22 protein-coding genes are annotated in these 21,978 nt (G+C 45.3%); 8 read left to right on the top strand and 14 right to left on the bottom strand.

Features of this window, described 5'->3' with window-relative positions:
* The first annotated feature begins 14 nt into the window (after positions 1-14).
* The gene (locus ACP2WE_RS00375) at positions 15-740 is read left to right on the top strand and encodes a hypothetical protein (RefSeq protein WP_425213634.1); all 726 of its coding nucleotides are present in this window, start codon (positions 15-17) and stop codon (positions 738-740) included.
* Here ACP2WE_RS00375 and coaE read toward each other — a convergent pair.
* From coaE to ACP2WE_RS00445, 14 genes are all read right to left on the bottom strand, one after another.
* Positions 713-1,345, bottom strand: a complete 633-nt coding sequence (coaE, locus tag ACP2WE_RS00380; RefSeq protein ID WP_425213635.1) for a dephospho-CoA kinase — start codon at positions 1,343-1,345, stop codon at positions 713-715. The two genes, ACP2WE_RS00375 and coaE, sit on opposite strands and share 28 nt — an antisense overlap.
* 6 nt (positions 1,346-1,351) lie before the next feature.
* Positions 1,352-1,858 (bottom strand): pantetheine-phosphate adenylyltransferase, encoded by a 507-nt coding sequence (gene coaD, locus ACP2WE_RS00385; RefSeq protein ID WP_425213636.1) that lies wholly within the window; start codon positions 1,856-1,858, stop codon positions 1,352-1,354.
* 89 nt (positions 1,859-1,947) lie between these two features.
* Positions 1,948-2,871, bottom strand: a complete 924-nt coding sequence (locus ACP2WE_RS00390) for a F0F1 ATP synthase subunit gamma (protein ID WP_425213637.1) — start codon at positions 2,869-2,871, stop codon at positions 1,948-1,950.
* Entirely contained in the window at positions 2,868-4,412 is a 1,545-nt protein-coding gene (locus tag ACP2WE_RS00395) for an alternate F1F0 ATPase, F1 subunit alpha (protein ID WP_425213638.1), read from the bottom strand. The genes ACP2WE_RS00390 and ACP2WE_RS00395 overlap by 4 nt, the downstream gene beginning before the upstream one ends.
* Positions 4,405-5,268 carry a F0F1 ATP synthase subunit B family protein gene (locus ACP2WE_RS00400; RefSeq protein ID WP_425213639.1) on the bottom strand — a complete coding sequence of 288 codons (864 nt, stop codon included), beginning with the start codon at positions 5,266-5,268 and terminating at the stop codon, positions 4,405-4,407. Before ACP2WE_RS00400 ends, ACP2WE_RS00395 begins: the two co-directional genes overlap by 8 nt.
* Before the next feature lie 5 nt (positions 5,269-5,273).
* Complete coding sequence (locus ACP2WE_RS00405) at positions 5,274-5,591, bottom strand: F0F1 ATP synthase subunit C (protein WP_425213640.1); 318 nt, start codon at positions 5,589-5,591, stop codon at positions 5,274-5,276.
* A gap of 91 nt (positions 5,592-5,682) precedes the next feature.
* The gene (locus ACP2WE_RS00410; protein ID WP_425213641.1) at positions 5,683-6,348 is read right to left on the bottom strand and encodes a F0F1 ATP synthase subunit A; all 666 of its coding nucleotides are present in this window, start codon (positions 6,346-6,348) and stop codon (positions 5,683-5,685) included.
* On the bottom strand, positions 6,349-6,648 hold the full coding sequence (locus tag ACP2WE_RS00415) for an N-ATPase subunit AtpR (protein WP_425213642.1): 300 nt from the start codon (positions 6,646-6,648) through the stop codon (positions 6,349-6,351). It lies immediately after the preceding gene.
* Positions 6,641-7,051: an AtpZ/AtpI family protein gene (locus ACP2WE_RS00420; protein WP_425213643.1), complete on the bottom strand. Its 411-nt coding sequence runs from the start codon at positions 7,049-7,051 to the stop codon at positions 6,641-6,643. The genes ACP2WE_RS00415 and ACP2WE_RS00420 overlap by 8 nt, the downstream gene beginning before the upstream one ends.
* Positions 7,048-7,437 carry a F0F1 ATP synthase subunit epsilon gene (locus ACP2WE_RS00425; RefSeq protein WP_425213644.1) on the bottom strand — a complete coding sequence of 130 codons (390 nt, stop codon included), beginning with the start codon at positions 7,435-7,437 and terminating at the stop codon, positions 7,048-7,050. Before ACP2WE_RS00425 ends, ACP2WE_RS00420 begins: the two co-directional genes overlap by 4 nt.
* An 11-nt stretch (positions 7,438-7,448) precedes the next feature.
* Positions 7,449-8,840, bottom strand: coding sequence for a F0F1 ATP synthase subunit beta (gene atpD, locus ACP2WE_RS00430; RefSeq protein ID WP_425213645.1), 1,392 nt, complete (start codon positions 8,838-8,840; stop codon positions 7,449-7,451).
* Positions 8,841-9,163: 323 nt separating this feature from the next.
* Positions 9,164-9,826, bottom strand: coding sequence for a response regulator transcription factor (locus tag ACP2WE_RS00435; protein ID WP_425213646.1), 663 nt, complete (start codon positions 9,824-9,826; stop codon positions 9,164-9,166).
* A gap of 114 nt (positions 9,827-9,940) precedes the next feature.
* Positions 9,941-11,857, bottom strand: coding sequence for a CHASE2 domain-containing protein (locus ACP2WE_RS00440; RefSeq protein WP_425213647.1), 1,917 nt, complete (start codon positions 11,855-11,857; stop codon positions 9,941-9,943).
* 69 nt (positions 11,858-11,926) lie between these two features.
* Positions 11,927-14,266, bottom strand: a complete 2,340-nt coding sequence (locus tag ACP2WE_RS00445) for a glycoside hydrolase family protein (protein WP_425213648.1) — start codon at positions 14,264-14,266, stop codon at positions 11,927-11,929.
* A 390-nt stretch (positions 14,267-14,656) separates the two neighbouring features.
* Between ACP2WE_RS00445 and ACP2WE_RS00450 the strand changes: the two genes are divergently transcribed.
* The 7 genes from ACP2WE_RS00450 (at position 14,657) to ACP2WE_RS00480 (ending at position 21,902) form a co-directional block, all read left to right on the top strand.
* Entirely contained in the window at positions 14,657-14,956 is a 300-nt protein-coding gene (locus ACP2WE_RS00450) for a hypothetical protein (RefSeq protein WP_425213649.1), read from the top strand.
* A 191-nt stretch (positions 14,957-15,147) separates the two neighbouring features.
* Positions 15,148-16,071: an alpha/beta hydrolase gene (locus tag ACP2WE_RS00455; RefSeq protein ID WP_425213650.1), complete on the top strand. Its 924-nt coding sequence runs from the start codon at positions 15,148-15,150 to the stop codon at positions 16,069-16,071.
* Positions 16,072-16,169: 98 nt separating this feature from the next.
* Positions 16,170-17,423, top strand: coding sequence for a peptidoglycan-binding protein (locus ACP2WE_RS00460; RefSeq protein WP_425213651.1), 1,254 nt, complete (start codon positions 16,170-16,172; stop codon positions 17,421-17,423).
* Positions 17,424-17,512: 89 nt separating this feature from the next.
* A complete protein-coding gene (locus tag ACP2WE_RS00465; RefSeq protein ID WP_425213652.1) occupies positions 17,513-18,277 on the top strand; it encodes a hypothetical protein in 765 nt (254 codons plus the stop codon).
* A 6-nt stretch (positions 18,278-18,283) separates the two neighbouring features.
* Positions 18,284-18,697, top strand: coding sequence for a hypothetical protein (locus tag ACP2WE_RS00470; RefSeq protein WP_425213653.1), 414 nt, complete (start codon positions 18,284-18,286; stop codon positions 18,695-18,697).
* A gap of 653 nt (positions 18,698-19,350) precedes the next feature.
* Positions 19,351-20,511 (top strand): M12 family metallopeptidase, encoded by a 1,161-nt coding sequence (locus ACP2WE_RS00475; protein WP_425213654.1) that lies wholly within the window; start codon positions 19,351-19,353, stop codon positions 20,509-20,511.
* A gap of 86 nt (positions 20,512-20,597) precedes the next feature.
* Positions 20,598-21,902, top strand: coding sequence for an alpha-amylase C-terminal beta-sheet domain-containing protein (locus tag ACP2WE_RS00480; protein WP_425213655.1), 1,305 nt, complete (start codon positions 20,598-20,600; stop codon positions 21,900-21,902).
* Positions 21,903-21,978: the final 76 nt, after the last annotated feature.

The raw sequence follows: 21,978 nt of genomic DNA on the forward strand, positions 1-21,978 counted from the left end.
CTTATCCAACAAGTATGCAAGCTGATATCAAGCACTTACAGATTACCGAGCAAGATTTAGAAAGGGTAACAGGAAAAGAAATTAGCCTCTTACTTATGGGAAGCGCGTACAAGATTTTTATCCTAAAAAAGCCTAAACTTTGGGTTCCTTTTTTGCTGAGTGAGGCAATTACTTTATTCTTGATTTCGATTTTTAGTTTGCCAATTAGCATCATGATCTTTCAGGCTTTCCATAGTTCCATCGAGAATCATCAAGATCGGATTGGATTTGCTATTTTTGTATTCTCTCTAGTGCTAATTTTATTTCTGAGTTGGAATTTTTTTGCTTGGAATAGAGCTAAAAAAATGACTTGTTTATATCACCTCCTTGATGAAGTTGATAAGTATAATCAGGTGATTTTTGCTGTAGATATTTGCGATCGCCTCAAGTCTGTTGGCAATCAATCCTCAAAGCTCGATCGTCGAGAGGATATCCTGCAAGCACTTGAGCTAACAAGAGATAGTTTGATTTGTGGTTTGACAACTGAAAGAATCTTACGAGAGCATCGTCATTTCTTAAGCGATCGCCATACACTCTTTAGCAATATCGAGCAAAATTCGATCGCTTTGGAGTCATTAGAGGTTCAAAATCAAGCCGATCGGTATAGTTCCCTGCTGAGTGATGCTTTAGTGATTGGGATGAACGTCCAGAACGAAATGCTGAAGTTACAAAACTACGAAAGCGCCACACTAAAGCCATGAATTGAGTTAAATAGGGCGTTATCCACTTGCTCGAATAGTTCAGCCGATGTCCCATTGTTTTCTAACACGACATCGGCTAGCAAAACTTTTTCGGATAGAGGCATCTGACTTTGAATGCGCAGTTTTGCTTCCTCGGCTGACAATCGATTGCGTTGCATCAGTCGCTCTAATTCCAAATTTAAATCGCAAGCAACCACCCAGATCTCTGTAACTAAATTTTGCAACTTTGCCTCAAACAATAAGGGAATCACCATCACCAGGGTATTGGGCTGATATTGTTTGACAGTAGTGTGGAAGCGATCTCGTACATAGGGATGAATTAAGCTCTCTAACCATTTGCGCTCTGTCGCATCTTGAAAAATAATCGCGCCTAATTTTTGGCGATTCAGGCTAGGGGGCTGGTTGGATTCTATCGTTTGACTATTATCCAAAATCTCAGTTCCATAACGCTGGATAATTTGATTGAGGATTTCTCCTTGCACGGCTTCTCGCGCGTAAACATCCGCATCGAGAATAGGTAATCCATAGGTTTGATGCAGATAGTCTGAAACCATGGTTTTGCCTGTGGCGATTCCACCTGTAATGCCAATAATGCGCTGACTCATCTGTTTTTAGGATGAACTATTAGCTAGATCGAGTTCCATTGGTTGAAAGCGTAATGACAAAGCGATCGCTACTTCCGCAGGCACAAGATGATCGACGGGCCCGCCACATCTGGCAATTTCCTTCACGACACTGCTACTTAAGAAGCTGTATTCATTCGATGTCGAGAGAAATACCGTTTCAATTTCCTCGGCGAGGGTCTTGTTGGTATGTGCCATTTGCAGTTCCATCTCAAAGTCTGAAACCGCTCTTAAGCCCCGAATCAGAACCTGCGCTTGTTTGAGCCTTGCAAAAGTAACGGTTAGTCCAGAAAATGTATCGACATCGATATTCTCTAGATGCCTTGTCGCTATTTTGATTTGCTCGATCCGTTCTTGAATTGTAAACAAAGGGGATTTATTCGGATTTCGCAGTACTGCCACGATCGTCCGCTCAAACAGTTGACTGCTGCGCTTGATGATATCTAAATGTCCAAACGTAATTGGGTCAAAGCTGCCGGGGTAAATGGCAATCACGTGATTTAATCTCTTAACGCATCAATTGGGATTATCTTAATCGATCGCATGCCTCCGCCGCCACAAACCGCAAGTTGTCTGTCAAGCGATCAATAGGCTGTGACGATCTCTAAAAGCTCGGCGGTGATCGCAGTTTGACGCTCTTGTTGATAGGCAATCGTAAATTCTGCAATGCGTTCCTCAATATTCTTCTCAGCAATTTGCATGGAGGCGAGGCGGCTGGCATTTTCGCTGGCGAGGGACTCGACAAAGGCGCGATAGAGAGAGATAAAGAAATATTGTCGCAATAGCGAAGCGAATAGCCGATCGCTGGACATGGTAAACGTGGGCAGCGATCGCGATTGCCATGTCTGTTGTGCGATCGTTTGCAACCATTGCCGATCGAGGGGCAAGAGTTGTAGTTTGCTGGGTTCGCTAAAGGTACTGGCATGGAGGCGGTTGTAAAACAGCAGGATGCGATCGATCCGATCGCGATCGCGCCAAGTTTCGATTTGAATCAACATTTCCTGTACCATCGGCGTAATCCCTACGAGGGAACTGGGCATCTCGAAGGTTTGGGCGATCGCAAAACCCGCAGTTTCTAAGGGAGGAATAATCCTTGTGCCTACGGTAAATATGGACAGGCGATCGGCTGCGATCTCTGTATGTTGAATTTCCGCGATCGCATAACGGGCAATCTGTTCGTTAAATTGTCCGCACATTCCCTGTTCCGAACCAAAGACAATCGCACCGCAGCGTTTGCTAGAAACTTGAGTCAGGGCGAAAGGCGTACTTTTAAGAGGTTCGCCGTTATTGCCATGCATGCCATTCGCTTGGATAAATCCCTGGGGATGCATGGTTTTGAGAACGACATACAATCCCTTTTCGATGGTTTGGGTATATTCGCTCAGGGATGCCACCGCTTGCTCGTATTGATGGATATTGACTGCTGCCAGCACCTTCATCATTTTGACGACCGATCGCAGGTCGGTAGCCGTATGAATTTGGCGTTGCAGCGATTGAATGGAGGTCATGGAGTTCCTCCTGTTTCTGAATTATGATTTGAATTACTGAGGCGATCGCGGACAACCCGCAACAGAGATGCGCGATCGCTTGCACTCAGAGCTTCACCCCGTTCGATCCGATCGCAGAGATCGGGTAATTGGGCTGCGACTGCTTGGGCGATCGCAGTTTCACACGCGCTAATTTGACCGATCGGAATGGCATCGAGCAACCCTTCGGTAACGGCAAGCAGAATAGCGATTTGGGTGGCGACGGGCATAGGCTTGTACTGCGGTTGTTTGAGTACTTCGCGCACGCGCCGCCCCCGTTCTAAGGCAAGGCGGGTCGATTCTTCTAGGCGCGTACCAAAGCGCGAGAAAGCTTCGAGTTCTTCAAATTGCGAATAGGAGAGCCGTAATGCCCCTGCAACCGAACGATAGGCGGGTAGCTGGGTTTTACCACCGACACGGGAAACGGATTTGCCCACATCGATCGCGGGCAATACGCCTTTTTGAAATAGCCCAGGCGATAGGTAAATCTGTCCGTCCGTAATCGAAATCAGGTTGGTGGGAATATAGGCAGCCATGTTTTGGGCTTCGGTTTCCAAGATTGGCAGTGCAGTGAGCGAACCACCACCGAGATTGGGATGGAGATGGGTGGAGCGTTCTAGCAGGCGGGAGTGAATGTAGAAAATATCCCCAGGAAAGGCTTCGCGACCGGGGGGACGGCGCAACAGCAGCGAGAGTTCGCGATAGGCACGGGCATGGGTGGTGAGGTCGTCGTAAATAATCAGAACATCGCGCCCCTGTTCCATAAAGTATTCTGCCATGGTCGTTGCGGCATAGGGCGCGACGAACTGCAATCCGGGCGGTTCTTCACCCGCAGCCATGACAACGGTGGTATAGTCCATCGCGCCGTATTCTTCCAAATCCGCAATTAGTTTAGCAACGGCGGTGCTGCGCTGTCCGATCGCGCAATACATGCAGAGAACATTTTTGTCTTTTTGATTGACGATCGTATCGATCGCAAGGGCACTTTTTCCTGTTTGGCGATCGCCCAAAATCAATTCCCGCTGTCCGCGCCCGATCGGAATGAGGGCATCGATCGCCTTGATTCCCGTTTGCAGAGGCACATTCACAGGAGCGCGATCCATAATTGCAGGGGCATTGCGTTCGGCAGGACGACGCTGGGAAGTACGGATCGCGCCTTTGCCATCGAGGGGACGACCGAGGGGATCGATCACCCGTCCGAGAATCGTATCGCCCACGGGAACTTCTAAAACCTTGCCCGTGCGCCGTACCTCGAAGCCTGCCCTGAGGCGATCGCTGGCATCGAGCAGAATAATGCCGACTTCATCGGGGTCGAGGTTAAACACCATGCCCAGAGTGCCACCTGCAAAGCGAACGATTTCTTCTGATTCCACATGGGGCAATCCCGTCACTTTGGCAATGCCCTGTCCGATCGACTGCACGATGCCGATTTCCTGCGATCGCAGGTCGGGGGGATGGGCGTTGAGTACGCGATCGTAAAGGGAGAGTGTCTCGTTGAAAATGGTTTGCAAGAGATTATCCATGCGCTGGCTCTACTCCTTCTGCATTAATTCCCTCGCTAATTTCTTCGCCTATTTCTTCACTGATTTCTTCGCCTATTTCTTCAACCAGAACAGAAGCTAAATTCTCTGCGATCGCATCGAGATAGGCTTCAATACTCCAAGTCAGTTTGTAGCCCCTGCCGCGCAGTTCGATACCACAAATTAAATCGGGTTGGGTTTCGCAGTCCAAATCTAGATCGCCTAAATTCGCTGCATTCAAGTAATTCTGTAAGACCTGCGCGATCGCAGTGCGAATTGATTCGGGCAATTCAAAGGCACTCACTAGGGTAAGGGCAATACTGCTCTGTTGCTCGGTTTGGGTTAAGGCAGTCACTAAGCCAATGCGATCGCGATCGGCAAGATTTTGCAAGCGTTGTAGGAATACCTTGGCGACCTGTGCCTCTAGGGTGACTTCTGCCAGATCCTTAAGCACCAACTGTACGGTTGCCTGTAACTGCTGCATCGTGCGATGGCGCACCTCCTGCAAAAACGCTTCTTTCTGTCGGCGCAGGCTTGCCTGCCACTGCGATCGCTCTACTGCCGCCGCATCGCGCACTTCCTGTAACAGCCTTTGGCGGGTTTGCTCGACCTCTGCCTGTGCTTGGGTGAGTAATTCCGCTTGTCTTGCCGCTAAGTCTGCTTGCATCTGTTGGTAATGGGCGACCTCCTGCTGTGCCTCCTGCTGCTTCTGCTCGGCGGAGTTTAAGCGATCGCGAATTGTTTGTTCGCGGCGTTCCATCGCTTTGACGATCGGCTTGTAAAGTAAGCGTTGCAGCACAAATACCAAAACAAAAAAGTTAACAATTTGCGCCGTAAAGGTAACCCAGTTAATTTCCACGCTTGTTACCCCCCTACTTTCGTAACGGCAGAAATCACGTAATTCCAAAAGGGATTTGCAAAAATCAGGATCAGCGAGATCACAAAACAGTAAATCGCCACCGATTCGATAAAGGCAAGCCCCACAAACAGCGTGCGCGTAATCGTGTTGGCTTCGTCGGGTTGTTGGGCGATTGCGTTCAGGGCTTGGGCGATCGCTTTTCCTTCACCGAGGGCGGGTGCGATCGAGCCAATGGCAATGGTCAACCCCGCCGTTAAAATCGAAATCGTTCCCACAATCCAAACAGCCATAAAAATGGGATTGTTACTATCAAGATGCGTCATAATGCCCTTCCTTATTTGAGTCTAACCGTTTTAGATTTTGGATGCAGTAGAAAAAGAAGTAATTCCTTACAGTCTCCCCTCTGTCTGGGAATCAATCCCCATGACTTGCCGAGCCGATGTATACCAATGCCAAAATCGCAAAGATATAGGCTTGAATGATCCCAGTGATTAAGCCCAGAAGCTGCATGATCGCAGGAAAGAAAAAAGGTGCGATCGCCAGTAATAGGGCGGCAATCATGCTTTCGCTCATGACGTTCCCGAATAGGCGAACGGCTAGGGCTAGGGTGCGAGAGAGTTCGCTAATAATGTGAAAAGGCAGCATAATCGGACTGGGTTTCAGGTATTGGCGCAGGTAATTCCCCAGCCCCTGTTGGCGAATCCCGAAAACAGGGACGGCAAAAAACACGCAAATAGCAAGAGCAGCCGTGGTGGAAAGCGATCCCGTGGGTGGGTGATAGAAAGGTACGATCGCCAGTAAATTCGACGTGGCAATGAAAATAAACAGGGTTCCAATAAAGGGAAGATAGCGATCGGGTTCTTTGCCGCTGGTTTGACGAATTTGTTCTCGAACCGTACTCACCAAAACTTCTAAAAAATTTTGCCAGTGGCCGATTTCGACATCGCTAGAAAGCTTGCGCGTAATCGACCAAGAGCAGATTCCCAAAAGCAAAATAATTGCCCAAGTGAAGACCAACGTCGCATTGAGCGCGACATTCCCCCATTGCCAAAACACAATTGAATCGGGACTAATGTGCATTTATCCTCCTCGTTTTGGTGCGATCGGTTGGAGTCGCTCGATCGTACGATTGCGAATCCAAAAAAACATGCCCAAACAAGCGATTAAATGCAGGGGCGCATAGTCTTTGACGCAGAAAAGCAACAGAGAAAATCCCGCCAACACAATCCCTAACCTTCCGAAAAAACTGCCTAGAGCTAAGAGGACGGGGGCGCGGGCTTTGGGCAATTTTCGCACCGTCACCCACAATCCACCAAAATAGACCGTGCCTAGCACAGCACCTAAAATTAGCGTCAAGGGTAGAAAGAACAAACTAATCATGTTTGACCTCCGTTTCAGAATTAGATTCGGGCTCGGAATCGGGCTCGGGCTCGGTTAATCGGTCTAGGGGAGCTTGCGATCGCACCATGCGCTCTTGCTCTTGGGCAACCCACTGCCAAGCCACCAAGCAACCCAGCGTCAAGCCGCCCAACATCAGTGCCAAAGTCCAAGACATCTGACTGGGAAACTGGCGATCGATCCACATGCCCAGCGCCATGCCTAAGAGCGTGGGCGCGACTACCGACCAACCGACCAAACCTGCAAAACCCAGACCAAACCAAACGCCCCCAAAGGGTTGGGTTTGACGGGCGTGTAATTTGCGCTGTTCCTTGGTGGCGATCGCTTCCGTAAAGACATGGGCAGGCGATCGGGCTTTGCGCCGCGAAGATTGAGGGGATTTCATAAAAATTCACCTAACTCGATAAAACGTCGAATCGTGCTGATTTCGAGTTTTGCCAATACCGATCGCGCTGTTTTTTCGCGATCGCTGAAAGCCCGAAATTGTTGGGCGATCGTTTGTCGCAACATTCCTAGATCCTCCCCCTTAGCCGCGTGTTGGGTCGAAATTGTAACGGTATCTTCTTGTTTAATTAAAATTCCTTCATCAACTGCCCAAAACTGTTCTTTTCCTTCCTCGGGAATAAACGAAAGCAAACTCGGTACCAGTATCGCTACAAAGTCCACATGGCGCGGCAGCAGACAAAACGAACCATTCTCGGCTTCGGCAACGACTTTGCTGACTTCCGTTTCCAGCAAAATCTTGGTAGGTAAGATAATTTTGAGCAGCATGACACACCACTCTAATGCTTCTGAACGACTTCTTCAACTGTACCAATCATGTAGAGCGATCGCTCCGAAACTTCAGAAAACTCATCATTGAGAATGCGATCGCATCCGTTTAGGGCATCCTCTAGTTCGACCACCTTTCCTGCCAAGCCCGTAAACTGCGTGGTCGAAAAGAACGGTTGGGTCAGAAATCTTTCCAAACGCCGCGCCCGATAGACCAATTGGCGATCGGCTTGCGACAGTTCTTCTAGCCCCAGCATGGCGATGATGTCCTTTAACTCCTCATAGGTGGCGAGGGTCTGGCGAATGGCTTGGGCAATGCGATAGTGGCGATCGCCAACAATATGGGGCATCAACATTTTGGAATTGGACTGCAACAAATCCACGGCAGGATAAAAGCCTTCGCTAGCACGTTTGCGCGACAGAACGATGGAAGCCGACAAATGCGAAAATGCGTGAACTGCCGAAGGATCGGTAAAGTCATCCGCAGGCACGTATATCGCCTGAATCGAGGTGATCGCCCCTGCATTCGTATTGCAAATGCGTTCCTCTAACTGTGCCAGTTCCGTGGCAAGGGTCGGTTGATAGCCAACCCGCGAGGGCAATTGCCCCATTAAGCCCGATACCTCTGCACCCGCTTGGATAAAGCGGAAAATATTGTCAATCAGTAACAACACATCTTGGTGCTGGCGATCGCGAAAATATTCAGCCATCGTCAAGGCGGCATGTCCGACCCGAAACCTCGCCCCTGGCGGCTCGTTCATTTGCCCGAACATCAACACCGTATTCTTTAAAACGCCCGTCGATTTCATTTCGTCATAGAGGTCTAGCGCCTCGCGACAGCGTTCGCCAATCCCGCAAAACAAACTCACGCCCTGGTGCTGCTTCACCATATTGTGAATCATTTCGGTAATCAGTACGGTTTTGCCCACACCCGCACCGCCCAGCAGTCCTGCCTTGCCGCCCCTTTCCAATGGCGCAAGCACATCGATCGCCTTGATGCCTGTTTTCAGAATTTCCGATTTGGTAACGCGTTCTGACATCGCGATCGGCGTGGCGTGGATCGATCGCCATTCTCCGCCTGCGATCGGTTCGCCCCCATCGATCGGTTCGCCAAACAAATTGAACATGCGTCCCAACAAGCGATCGCCGACAGGAACTTGCAGGGGATGCCCCGTATCGGTCACGGTTTTACCCCTTGCCAGCCCTGCTGTCGGTGCTAGGGCAACGCCACGCACCACCTGCGAACTCAAATGCGAAACGACTTCGATCGCGATCTTGCCGCCTTTTCCTGTTTGGAGTTGGGTACGCAGCTCTGGCAACTGTTGCGGAAAGCGCACGTCAACCACACTTCCACGGACAGAAAGTACAGAACCAATATTTGCGATCGGGGAACGATCTGCCAAGGGATTTACCTCAATTTAGTAGCTCAGTACTCCTAGAGAATCGTAGCGAAGTTGTCGTTAGGAAACAGAGAGATTGAACTGATTATACAAGCCTTCTCAAATATTTACTGGAATAAAAAACCAGCAAAGAGAAGGGGAACGATTAAAACCATTACGGCAATAAAAAGAATCGTGCCAGCACTCACTTCTTCCGTTTCCTTAGCTTTGTTTTGCGGTTTTCTCATAATGCACCTGCACAGCTAATCGATACCTTGATTTTACCTTAATCTCAGCCTCACCTCTCCTTAAAGTTCCTTCGCATTGAGAATTGTAAACTTGGCTGTTCATAACACGATTAGTTTGCGCCGCACGGCTTCCATGCAGAGGGCAACGCGGGTACTGGTATTGTTTTCATCGAGATAATCGATTCCCAGTTTTGCCTTTAGCCGTTGAATGGAATTTTGAGCGGTTTTTAAGGAAATGTTCATGCGTTGAGCGATCGCTTTGTCTGTGAGCGCTTCCCGCCCCAATAGGTTTAGAACTTCTGTCTCGCGTTCGTCTAGATCGATATCGTGGCGCAGTTCTCTGGGAATCTCTAGTTTGCCCTCTAGGGCATGTTTGACCCCCTCTAAATAGGCTTTGCGACGTTCGAGTTTGCTGACCACAACAAATCCGCCTTTGTGGCGACCGAGCAATTTACTCAGCGGTTTTAAATATCTGTACTCGCTGGTATAAATCAGAACATTCAACATCGGGTAGCCCTGAAAAATCTGGCGCAACAGTTCTAAACAGGGTTGCGCCGATTGTTCGCCCGTCGATGTCCCAAATAGCAAATCGACAATAATTAGGTCGGGGATCTCTAGCTTGAGTCGTTCTAGAGCCTCAGCAGGCGCGTGAGCTATCTCACATATCGCTTCTGGATGAAGTTTTTGTAAAAATAGGCAGTTGTTTTGAGCGACTTCGGGATGATCTTCGAGAATTAAAAATAGAGGTGGTCGAGAATCCATAACCTCCCAGCCAAATTGGAATTAGGTATTTATCATAATCCTAAAAGATATCTAAAGAGAAGCTTGTTTTTGCATAAATTTACAGTTACATAGTTCAAAACGACTAAATTTCGATTAATTAAAGGCAATTTCCCAAGAAAGCTGCACTCTTAAGCCCCCCTCTTGTAAGGCGACGCATTCAAATAAGCCATCGGGTAGCTCTGTCGCGATCGTTGCCATAAATTTCATCCCATAGCCTCCCTGCATTCTCAAATTTGTCGGGCTCTCAAAGGTTGCGGGATCAAGTTGTGAACCATCATTCTCGATCGCCAGCGAACAATACCTATCTTGCTGACTCAGAATCACCTTAACCTGCGTAGCCTTGCCATGGGGTGGTTGAGCGTGGATCGTGACATTGGTAATCGCCTCAATAAAAAAACGATAAATATCCTCGCGGGCTGCTAGCCAGAGGCTATTGAGTTCGGGTTCGTCGAGGGGTTGGATGTCTTGAATGACGCTGAGGGTGAGTTCTCTAGAATTGATGAGTTGGTACAGTTTCGCTTCTATGCCAGCAGCCAATCCTGCTTTCAATTTGGGCGTGAGTTGCAGCGCGATCGCACGAGTTTGATTTAACTGCTGGCGCAGGTGCTGCCCCATGCTTGCCAAGCGATCTAGAATGGGGTCGAGTTTGGATGCCGTTCCGTTTACTTGCAACATTTCTAGGCGATCCATCACGAGTTTTAGTTCTTGGAGCGGCCCTTGGTGAATATTGGCGGCGAGGCGATGCAGCGTTTTTTGGGCTTGTGCGAGAATTGCTGCTTGTTCGATATTGTGTAGGCGATCGATTTCGCACTGTTGCTGGTAGATCAGATCTTTTTGGATGCCCAAGCGTAAGGAAATAAATACAGATATTGCGGTTGCACCCCAAACGCAGAGGGGAAAGGGTACGGGTAGAATCCAGCCTTGACTAAATAGCAGCAGCCCGAGTAGACCAAACCCACCCAGCCCAAAGATTGGACTGAGCCAATAGCGGTATCGTCTTCTCAAATTCCTGCTCAGTTTTCCATAGATAATCCATGCAGCGATCGCGACGCCACCCCAAACAATGAGAGCATTTTGAATCCATAATGGCACGATGCGATAAAAAGAGTTGGTCAGCAAACTTGCCAGCAGATTGGCTTGCAGCTCGACCGCAGGCATGAGTTCGCCAAACGGCGATCGAATTGCAAAGGCATCGGGGTTAGAAGTATCTGTAAAGCCGATCGAGACAATTTTATTGCGAACCTGTGCCAGCAATGGACTATTGCTTAAAATCGATTCCGCCTTGAGTCTAGGGAAGGTTCCCGTCGCTCCCCAGAAACGGATCTGAATGGGGGATGGGGAAGGAAACTGCTCTCGAACTTGGGGATTGAATTTCTTGAGGCTGAGTAGAGCGGCGGAGTCGAGTGTTTCTGGGCGATCTAGATTATGGGAGAGCGTGAATTCTCCTGACAAATTTGCCTGACGCGCTGTGCTTTTAGAACCAAAGGGATGTTTGGCTTCTGGCTCGAATTCGGAAAATCCTACAATCGATCTGGGCGAAAATAGAGGGTTCCCTCGATCGGTTGAGGGAAGAAAGTATTCGTAACTTCGCCATTCTATGGGATTTGACTGACTGGCACTGGAAGTGGGAATGACAACGACGATCCGAGAGGTATTTTCTTGAACTAAGGTTTTGATGGGATGATTAGCATGATCTGAGGTCTGCACCCAGTTGGGCATTAGGTTAAGAACGACGACCGATGCATCTGCGTCGAGAATCCGCTTGACTAATGAGGTATAAACTATCGGCTCTTTGTCTAGTCCCCAACTTCTCAAGTCAGAATCGGTAATGGGGACGAGCAAAATCTCTGGGGGAGGCGTGCTGGGATGGCTCAGATAGATAAGGCGATCCTGTAGAGACAGGTCGAGTTGTTGAATGACAGGAAGATCGAAGAGAATTAGACTCCACAAAAGGCTCCAGCCTATTCCCAGCCAGAGGGCAGTGCGTTGCCATGCTTTACGGAGTGTCATTTGGGTTACATGAAATAGTCTATTGAAATTTTTACAAGCAATATAGGCTTAAGTAGCCGATAAAGTCTACTACGGCTTCTCAAAGATTACTCCCCATCCTGTACCTTTTCCATCAACTTCCCATCGAGGTCCCCAATTTTTCTTGCTGTAAAGCATATAGCGTCCATCTTCGTTAGATGTATAGCCACCATTGACTAAATCTGCTTCACCATAGGGATCCATGAAATAATATGCGTTTCTATCTGCTTTGCACCCAACAACTAGGCACCAGTGACCACCCGTAGGACTATCAACAGAACCATGATGATTCCATCCAACTGCTATGGGGAACCCTTGTGCAAGTTGCTCATCTAGATCTTTAAAACTCAGGTCTTGTCTATAATGGGCAGTAATTCCATAGCTTTTTAGGGCTTCAACTTGTGCAGTAGGTTCAGTTGTATCCCCATATTTGAGAACAGTTGCTAGGTATGTATCATCAGCATTTTCCCCACTTAATGCTTCGGGTCGTAAATACTTTAATGCCATAGCACAGGTACTTGAAAAGCACATGCGCTGGGCATTGGGAGTTGTAGAATCTAATTGGCTATAGTACTGTACATTTAGTTTGATTTCCCGATTAAGATCAGCATTATCTCTAGCATTTTCTTGTAGAGGCTTCGGGGATGTGCCTTCTAATTTACTTAGACCTTGCTGCCAAAGATCGCCTTCTGCACTTCGCCTCCTCCTCAAGCCTTCTTCTACATTAGAGCCAGGATTAACATACAGCATGAGTGCTTTGGGTACATAATGCCATCGCTTATCTCTTAGACAAGCTGTAATTGTATGGAAGCCATCATCGCCATAAAAATACGCTCCTAGATTATAGGCAAAACTGCACAAAGCAGAACGCATATCATCATGCATCTCATTCCAGTAGGGGATCTTTTTTTGGAGGATATCCCAAAAGTTTTTCTCAAGATTAATGGCAAGGTATTCATCTGCTTCCACTTGAGAAATACAATCGTTCTTTCCAACTTTTTTCCCATCAGGATAGACTGTAGTCCCCCAACCAATTGTCCAAGGTTCGCCGTTAGTTTTAGGATCTGGATAAGCAGATAGTTCGCAACCTTCAAATTCTTTAATGAGCTTAACTGCTTGCAAGGGCACACCGCTTACCCTTTTAGTAGCTTCGGCTGAGACTTGAGGCAACTTGGGCGTTACTTCCTTAAGATTTTCAGTAGTTGGTATAGTCAGAGTAAGAACACTGGTTATCGCGGCATCTGACTGCTGAGATGAGTTGGTGATTGAGGATTGCTGTGCAGAAGGAGTTAGTTGTATCAACGGACTTGGGAATATACTATTGAGTAAGGCTAAAGCCTTACTTTGCTGTCTAAGCCAGTCCTGATTTTGGGTGAGCCAATCTTTTATAGGAATCTCTACCCCATCGCTCTCATACTCTCTAAGAGTCTTTTCTAGTCCTTTATTGTGGTCAACAGCAACTAAGTCCCGCAAAATTTCTTCCCTTCCTTGAGAAGCCCTATTTGTGTTCTCTCCTGCTTGTTTGGCAAGTTTGATTCTAGCGATCGCTCTGTAAAGTTCGTATTTCCAAGAATCTTCTCTGATCGATGAACCTCGAAGTTCAATTGCGCGATCGAGGTTGGAGATAGCATCTGCTAAAAGGGGAGGTTCTGACTCAATATAGGCATAAACTAGCTGAGCCAGATAATCAGGTTGATTGTCATCACTCTCTACAAGAGCTTTAAAAATAGGAATAGTCCTCTGACTCCGAAGTCTAAATGCAGAAGCTTTAGAGCGCTGAGCCGCTCGACGAGCATCGCTGGCACGGTAAAAAATAAGTTCTTTGTCTTCAAGATCGGCTTTTTGAATTTTCTTTTGGAGATCTGATAACTCAGGCTCAGTCAGTCCGTTTTGAATTTGGCGATTGACAAGCACAAGTAGATCCTTTCCTTCGGCTATTTGCTCTTTCTCTGCGTTAGCTTGCTTAGCATCTCTTTGGGCTAAATCAGCTCGCTCAATCAGTTCAAGTTGCTTTTTGAGTAACGCATTTAGGATGAGTTGACCACCGTAGCCGCCAACCAGTCCGGTCACAAAGACTTTAATTCCGCTGTTAATGCCACTTAGGTATTCAGTTGGTACAAAAACATAGGCAATAAATGCACCGCTTATGCCAATGAAGATTTCTCCCAAAAATCCAGGCTTAAGACCAGTGTCATCTTCACTCCAAGAAGGTAAATCTAACTGACCATGTATCAAGATAGTGTGAAGAATTGCTCCCAGTGTTCCTGCTAGTGTGAGACTTAGATAGAGAGGATTTGCCTTGTTTAGCCATCCTAATAAATATGGCATACCTGAAACAGCATCTTCCGATGGATTTGTATGGCTGATAAGCTTGGCGAAGCCCAAAGCCATGAAAATCCCCAAACTAAACATCAAAATAAAATACAAAAATCTTAAGAGTCTTGGGAAAAATCTACGTCTCGTTCCGTTCATAAATTTAGGTTCCACTAGTTGGAAAGTTAGTGTGTTCGCAGACACTGGATATAGCTTTACTCCTCGTGGACTCTAGCAAGATTCCTATCTACTCTTCAATACAGATAACAGTGATTTTATTTGCGGTTTAACGCAATTTTATTTCCCTTAACGGTTATGTTGTTTAGACCTTATTTAGGTTAGGGTCATAATCAAGTTCGCGATCGAGAGATTTGGTTTCCTCCATTTTAGAATTGAAATCCTTATGTTCTCCTAGCTAGCTTTTAATACAAAGAAACAGAAAACACGCTCGTTTTGAGGATTAATCATATGAATCCACTGGATATAGTTTTTCGGATACTAGGTGACACAGATGAATTTATAAGTAAAGTGAATCAGGCTTGTGCCGATAAGGGGCTACCTCCAGCATTGCCGGGGAATACAGATTATCGCTTTGAAGGGTTTGGTGTTGCTTTTATAGGGTTTAAGCCTTATCTAACATTTTGGCTGCATTACAAGCCAGATAGTCCGCAACATATAGCGTTCGATAGGTTTGAAATTCCTATTAGTTACGCTCAATCATTGCATTTAGTTGCAGATTTGGGACATCCCGCAAATGCAACTGGATGATTGGAACTGTTGGAATTGAGTCCTTATCTTGTGGCTCTAGACACCTGTTGACATGCTGGCTAATGATTTCAAGCTTTTGTCCAGCCAGCATGTCATAGTTTAAATTCAATTTCAGGGTAGTGAATCTTAAGAGAGGAGAGTCCAATAGCGTTACAGATAATTAATTTACTTTGATATGAGGAGTTAGTCTTATGGCTAGCGTACAAACTTGGAAAGAATATTATCAGCAGCATCTCAAAATCAATCCTAATTTGGTTCGAGATGGTTGCGAACCGCGTATCATGCTTCATGAAGAGTCACAAGAACATACTATTGTTTTGTTGCATGGACTAACTGACTCTCCCTACTTTATGGAAGCAATTGGCAAGCAATTTTATGATATGGGATTTAACGTCTTGATTCCTTTGTTAACTGGGCACGGACTCAGAAATCCACAGGGAATGAAGGGGGTGACTCTAGAACAGTGGATTGATAACGTTGATTTTGCTGTCAAGAAAGCTAGAGGTATGAGCCCAAAAGTCTCTATTGGTGGACTGTCTACTGGAGGCGCACTCAGTGTCTATAAAGCAGTAACTGCTCCCAAAGAGATTACTGGAGGAGTCTTTCTGTTCTCTGCTGCTTTAGAACTAGCGTCGGGAGAAATTACCGAGACATTACTCAGAACGAAAGTTATCTTACCGTTACTTGCTTTTGTAGAGGACTTGAAAGACAAATCTCTAGTCGGTGACAATCCCTATCGCTATGACAGAATGGATAAACATGGAGCTGCGAAATTATCCGAATTGATTGAGAAGACAGATCGTCTTATTAAAGGGGAACAACACAAAGGTTTAACTCAACCCCTCTTTATCGCTCATTCAGAGGATGACACAGCCGCTAAAATTGAGGGGGTCGAAGACTTATATGCAAAAGAACCTCCAGATAAGCGCGAATTTTTCAGGATACCAAAACAACGTCAAGTTTCACATGCTAGCGTTGTTTTAGAAGCAGATATTAAAGCCAGCGATGGTCGTGTTTTAGAGCAAAAGAATCCCTTGTTTAGCGAGATGATGGATCGAGTTTGTGAATTCTCCAGAACGCATCTTGTTATAGAACCAATAAGTCTTATTGCCTGAAACATGGCATCTTTTTACAATTTGTTAACCTTTACAAGCGAATTCATCAGAAATCTAGAACACAATTGAATCTTGAAAAAATAGTTAAAGAGGTATTTATGAGTTGGCAAGATTTTATAAAAGCAGTGGCAGAAGCTGACTTTGAGTTTGAGTGGCAGCGTCCATTAATCATTGCTCAATCTATTTTGGAAAGTGGCAGAGGGACAACAGATCTAAGCCGTTATAAAAACATGAACGGCATGAAATATCGAAAATCAATAGCGATTTCTGGTGCTGAAAAATTCTGGTATAAAACTGACAGTGAACCAGATCCACCAGGTGGCGATTGGTTTTTCGCATTTGACACCTATAGAACAGGAATAGATACTTGGAAAAAATTCTACTTCCGTAAAGATGGCGATTGGATTCCTTATCCCAAAGTCTATGAACGCGATCCTAAAATCTTAGAAGACGCTCGTTCTTTTCTAGACTACATTGGAAAGATTTATTGTCCTCATTTTGAGGATTCTCATGACGTTAGCTATGCAGACTACATCATGAATCGATGCTATCCAGAAGCACAAAAACTTTTGCGAGAGATTGCTGGAGAAGAATTTATGTTATTGCAAGTAGGTAGTCAAGGTTCACAAGTTGGACAATTACAAGCTAAACTCAATGAACTTGGCTTTAATTGCGGTAAGGTTGACGAGATTTTTGGCTCCAAAACCAAACAGGCTGTTGAAAATTTCCAAAGGGAGCATTTGGGGCAAGCTGAAGTAACTGGAATAGTTGATGAACGAACTTGGAATCAAATTATAAATCATCCTTCTGTTCGCCTAGCTTCTGTTTTAATCGATCCAGGGCATTCTCCTATTCATTCGGGTACTGATGCAAAAGACGGAACTCCTGAGTATGATATGAATCTTTTGCAAGCTAAAATTGTGAAAGCAGAACTGGATAAGGCAAATATTTCAGCCGAGATTTTCGATCCAGCAAGCGATCCACTTAGTCTTATTGGGCAAAAGGCGACAGGTCGTTCCATGTTTCTCAGTTTGCATCACAATGCTACAGACAGAAAACCTCACTACACCTGTGTAATGGTTCACCCAACAAAAGCCAAAGCACGATCAATCGCTTTTGCTAAAAAACTTTCAACTGCGGTGGCTAATGCGATCGGACAAGAGGATTTCGGTGTAATGAAACGTGGTGTAACCGTTCTCTCTGAGTCTGAAAACACAAATTGTCCGATTTGCGTTCTATGTGAGAGCTATTTTTTAGATGCAATTGATACGCGAGAAGAAGCTGAAAAACTATCTACTAAAGCGGCTTATGCGATCGCATCAACGGTTATTGCTGAGCTACAAACCGCATAATCAATATCCCTAATCAAATAGCCTGAACTATTTATATTTATGTAAAATGTAAACCTAATATGAGAGTTAGTTTTAAGGAGTTTACTTCAATGAGAATTAAACCACTTTCTTTCCTTTGCTCCTTTACTGTTCTAATCATTGCTAGCTCCACGATTCTTGCAGCTTCTGGGAAAGACTCTGTTGCGCAACTTGTACCGCCAGAAGCACTGAGAGATGCAGCAGAACCTTTACCCAATGAAGTATTAGATAACTTGACTGTAATCAATGAATCTAATCCAAACATAAAATGGGATGGCCAACGTGGCAAGAGTCGAGTTTTGGTTGCTACCTTCACAAGAGCAAATGGTCATGCTTCAGGTAAAACCGCTTCTGTAATCTGGGTTACAGTTGCCCCAGAATTAAAAGACTTCTGTAAAAAATATAAGGATACGGAAGCTACGACAGAAGAACTTAATCGAAGGCTAAATCAACTTTTGGGTCTTAGACCTAATGAAGGATTTACACATATTGCCGAAATCTGGGTAGATCCACAGTATCTTAGAAGACCTACTCTAAATCCTGACATTAGAAGATACCCAACCAAATCAGAACCTCTTCCAATTCAATTGCCCTTGCAATTTCCACAAGGTGTCGATATCGCTTATCAAAAGTGGTTTACAAAACAAGTTGAGGATCGAGCAAAAAGTTCTTATCCTTGGACTGGATTGGGATATACCTATGATTGGAGTCCTAAAACCAATCTGCAAAATCATGCAGGATTAAGTGAATTTATCATTTTCCCTACTCCTGAGACACCTATCCCTATTGAAGTCAAGCAAATTTTACCCACTGAAAAATATTGTGGAATGGAGTAAGTAAGTATGAAAAGCCACATTCAATCTCCTTCTCTATTTGTAGATTATCAAGGCTGGACTGATGAGATAACAATCAAGAACAAACATATCAAACATGTCCACACAGAATATGAGTATGATAGCCCTGTCAGTGGAAATCCTTCGGGGAGTAAACAATCAGTACTGATTGATAAAAACTTGACAGAGAAGCAGTGGAAAGATCTGAAAACGTACATCAAAAATAGTGGATTTGAAAAGCTCGAAGATGCTTATGGGGCTCCAGAGGGACACAGATATTACCCTTGCACCATAACTATCGGTTGGGGATCAGAAAAAAAAGAAGTTAAGTATCGAAGCAATCCAAGTTATAGCGAAGCGCCCCCAACTTTTAAAAATATAGAGAAATACCTTTTTACTCTGTCTGAGCAGGTGAGAAAATGACTTGAATAAACAGAGGAGTGTCACTACTGATTTTATTGTAATTCTTCTCTCCATAATACAATCGCGAACTCTTCATGCTATGTCATAAAAACTGCGAACCGACTACGGAGAAAATTTAAGGCGATCGCAAAGAATAGAAATTGAGAACTTACAACAATCCTTTAAGTCAATTTAACACTGGGGTATCTATCTTCCCTTCTCTTTCTATCTCCACTGACTGAGTAGTTGTCTTAATATTTCTCGACGTAGATGGTGGTGATTTTATTTGCAGGTTAACACAAGATTATTTTCACAAATCGTTATATTATTCAGGGTATATTCAGGTTAGTATCGTAGCAAGTTCTTGATTGATGCATTGTTTTCCCTAACTTAGAAGCTTAAATATTTCTCTAAGGCGATCGCTTCTACGTTGATTTCTGGCTCAATGACACGAAAACTGTATCGAGGAGGTAAGAGATTGAAGTGCATGGACTTGAAAATTCCTAGTAGATGAATCAAGTGGCATAGCGGCATTAACTAATTCAGTCAAATGAGAGCGATGAGAATGCCATTGTCAAGGAATCAGAACATATTTTTGTAATGTGAGGACTTTATATCCCTAGGTATTAAATAAAAATTTTGACTTTTTTAAGTACACTTTGGAGGAATTTGTAATGACTGAGATTTCGCAAATTGACTCTTTGAAACTTGAGCGATTGATAGAACGCATCGAACTACTCGAGTCTAAGCTTGGAATTGACAATCGTTCAGGTAGTACGGGACATGGCAGTAGCGAAGTACAAAGATGTTGTGCGTTACCACAGGTGCGATCGCGTACATTCGATCCAAGCGTATCGTCCGATCGCATGCGTCTAATTCAGTTAATCGGCAAAAAGTGGGTTAATGGGACAAAATTACGCTATTACTTCTTTGAGAGTGGGCCCAACTCAGCTGGCAACGAACAGAAAGATTTTGTCCGACAAGGGTTTGAAGTGTGGAAGAATCTAGGGATTGGCATTAAGTTTGAGGAGATTCAAAACATCAGCGAAGCAGAGGTACGAATTGGCTTCCTGCAAGGAGATGGAGCTTGGTCTTATGTTGGTCGCGATGTTATCGATATTCCTAGACAGGGCGAGCGAACTATGAACTTCGGCTGGGATCTCCGAACCGATCCCCGTGGGGTGGATGTCCCAGTTCACGAGATCGGACATACCCTAGGGTTCCCTCACGAGCATCAAAACCCATTTGCAGGAATTGTATGGAACGAAGAAGCCGTTTATAGATATTTCGGAGGTCCCCCTAATAATTGGGATCGAGCCACAACGAATTATAATATCCTTGAAAAGCTTGCAACAGGAGAAGTACAAGGTTCTCAATGGGATCCCAACTCGATCATGCATTACGCATTTGCAGCGGGACTCATCGACCGCCCCGAACAGTATCGTAACGGATTAAGACCTGCTGGCGGAATTTCTGCGTTGGATCGGCAACAAGCCCTCTTCTTTTATCCAAAGCTTGAAGAATCGAGTTATACAGAACTCAAACCCTTCCACTCGGAGATTTTGGCTCTTGCCCCTGCCGAGCAGAAAAACTTTGCAATTAATCCCACGGCTACCCGAAGTTATACCATTCAGACCTTTGGAAAATTGGATACAGTCATAGTTCTTTTCGAAGATCAGAATGGTGACTTGAAGTATGTTGACGGTGACGATGACAGCGGCACGGACTTTAACGCACAAATCAACGTGCGGCTTTATCAAGGTCGGCGGTATGTGCTACGGATCCGCTTATATTCTAGTTTTGCTACGGGTGAAGCCTCGGTCATGCTTTCGTGAGAAGAGATTAAACGCGTAAGCAAAAAAAGTAGCAGAAACAGTTACTCGCCAACGTAAATTCACTTTTATGCAGAAAGGAGAACTATATGAATCTTTACAGTGAAAACAGAGCGACTTCTGACATTATGTTGCAGACATTCTATTGGGATGTCACGGTCAGAGGTGAAAGAGGTAAATGGTATACCCATTTACAATCGCAACTTGCTGATTTTGCGAACGCAGGAATTACTGTACTTTGGCTACCACCACCCAGCAAATCGAGATACCAGCACTATATGGGATATACGCCCATGGATTATTACGATCTAGGTGAATATAAACAGTGGATTCAAGAGTGGCCCATGACAGGGGCTGACTATTGGGAAGAAAGCAAGGGGGCTGAAACTCGGTTCGGTACAAAAGCTGAACTCGTTCGACTTAACGATGAAGCTCACAAAGTTGGGTTGAAAGTTATCGCTGACCTCGTACTGAACCACAGAGAGGCGCAACAGAGAAATATCGCTGGCGAGAAAATCTGCTGGAAAAGCGATCTACATGAGATCGCAAGCAAAAAAATGGCTTGGGGCTACAATCAGAGCGATCCAATTGAGATTGTAACGGATAGTGGTGGTAGTGGTCGCGATGATGGCGAGTCTGGATTCGCGCCTAATCTTGCTCATACGGAGCCAAAGGTACGCTTGGAAATTAAAGAGTGGTTAACATGGCTAAAAAATGATATCCACTTCGACGGCTGGCGCTACGATATGGTGAAAGGCTACGCTCCCGAACATGTGGCTGAGTACAACTACCATACAAAGCCCTATCTAACAGTTGGTGAATATTGGGACGGTACGCAGAAAATCTACGATTGGATCGATCGCTCAGACTCATTTGATGTAAATAAAAAGTCGATGGCTTTTGATTTTCCGCTTCAAAGTCATTTGCGAAATATTTTTTGGGGAGATAAACCTTTTGAACAACTGGGATTGTGGAAATATAGCGATGTGAGCGTTACAGGAGGTTGGCCAGCTAAATCAGTGACTTTTCTAGATAATCATGACACGATTCGACAAGCCTACGGCGACTTTCCCCGCGATGCCAAACGACTTATCCAAGGATATGTTTTCCTCCTTACTCATCCAGGAATTCCCTGTATCTATTGGGAACATATGTATTCCATTGGCTCTAAAGTATTTGACAATATCAGTAATCTCGGAAAGCTTCGAGGACAGCAAAATATTACAAATCTGTCACAGGTACAGGTCTTACAGGCAGACAGGAACTGCTATGCTGCAAAAATTGACCATAGAACGATTGTTAAGATTGGCGATAGTTTCTGGAATCCTAGTGGTCAGTCAGGCAGTTGGGATTTAAAGATATCTGGCGACGGTTGGGCGATCTGGGCAAGCTAGATTTAGGATCGATCGTTGACCGCTCCTTCTAACAAATGCTCATGCTGGCGATCAGAAAGCGCTCGCTTTCTGATCG

This window comes from Tumidithrix helvetica PCC 7403 (assembly GCF_965232925.1).
GTDB classification, from domain to species: Bacteria; Cyanobacteriota; Cyanobacteriia; order Pseudanabaenales; family Pseudanabaenaceae; genus Tumidithrix; species Tumidithrix helvetica.

Bases quoted from the DNA above. Each gene is read 5' to 3' on its own strand.
- ACP2WE_RS00465 (WP_425213652.1), top strand. From the start codon at position 17,513: ATGAGAATTAAACCACTTTCTTTCCTTTGCTCCTTTACTGTTCTAATC.
- ACP2WE_RS00435 (WP_425213646.1), bottom strand. From the start codon at position 9,826: ATGGATTCTCGACCACCTCTATTTTTAATTCTCGAAGATCATCCCGAA.
- ACP2WE_RS00410 (WP_425213641.1), bottom strand. From the start codon at position 6,348: ATGCACATTAGTCCCGATTCAATTGTGTTTTGGCAATGGGGGAATGTC.
- ACP2WE_RS00425 (WP_425213644.1), bottom strand. From the start codon at position 7,437: ATGCTGCTCAAAATTATCTTACCTACCAAGATTTTGCTGGAAACGGAA.
- coaE (WP_425213635.1), bottom strand. From the start codon at position 1,345: ATGAGTCAGCGCATTATTGGCATTACAGGTGGAATCGCCACAGGCAAA.
- ACP2WE_RS00395 (WP_425213638.1), bottom strand. From the start codon at position 4,412: ATGGATAATCTCTTGCAAACCATTTTCAACGAGACACTCTCCCTTTAC.
- ACP2WE_RS00415 (WP_425213642.1), bottom strand. From the start codon at position 6,648: ATGATTAGTTTGTTCTTTCTACCCTTGACGCTAATTTTAGGTGCTGTG.
- ACP2WE_RS00375 (WP_425213634.1), top strand. From the start codon at position 15: ATGCAAGCTGATATCAAGCACTTACAGATTACCGAGCAAGATTTAGAA.
- ACP2WE_RS00405 (WP_425213640.1), bottom strand. From the start codon at position 5,591: ATGACGCATCTTGATAGTAACAATCCCATTTTTATGGCTGTTTGGATT.
- ACP2WE_RS00450 (WP_425213649.1), top strand. From the start codon at position 14,657: ATGAATCCACTGGATATAGTTTTTCGGATACTAGGTGACACAGATGAA.
- ACP2WE_RS00475 (WP_425213654.1), top strand. From the start codon at position 19,351: ATGACTGAGATTTCGCAAATTGACTCTTTGAAACTTGAGCGATTGATA.
- ACP2WE_RS00460 (WP_425213651.1), top strand. From the start codon at position 16,170: ATGAGTTGGCAAGATTTTATAAAAGCAGTGGCAGAAGCTGACTTTGAG.
- ACP2WE_RS00470 (WP_425213653.1), top strand. From the start codon at position 18,284: ATGAAAAGCCACATTCAATCTCCTTCTCTATTTGTAGATTATCAAGGC.
- ACP2WE_RS00420 (WP_425213643.1), bottom strand. From the start codon at position 7,051: ATGAAATCCCCTCAATCTTCGCGGCGCAAAGCCCGATCGCCTGCCCAT.
- ACP2WE_RS00455 (WP_425213650.1), top strand. From the start codon at position 15,148: ATGGCTAGCGTACAAACTTGGAAAGAATATTATCAGCAGCATCTCAAA.
- ACP2WE_RS00445 (WP_425213648.1), bottom strand. From the start codon at position 14,266: ATGGCTTTGGGCTTCGCCAAGCTTATCAGCCATACAAATCCATCGGAA.
- ACP2WE_RS00480 (WP_425213655.1), top strand. From the start codon at position 20,598: ATGAATCTTTACAGTGAAAACAGAGCGACTTCTGACATTATGTTGCAG.
- ACP2WE_RS00440 (WP_425213647.1), bottom strand. From the start codon at position 11,857: ATGACACTCCGTAAAGCATGGCAACGCACTGCCCTCTGGCTGGGAATA.
- ACP2WE_RS00390 (WP_425213637.1), bottom strand. From the start codon at position 2,871: ATGACCTCCATTCAATCGCTGCAACGCCAAATTCATACGGCTACCGAC.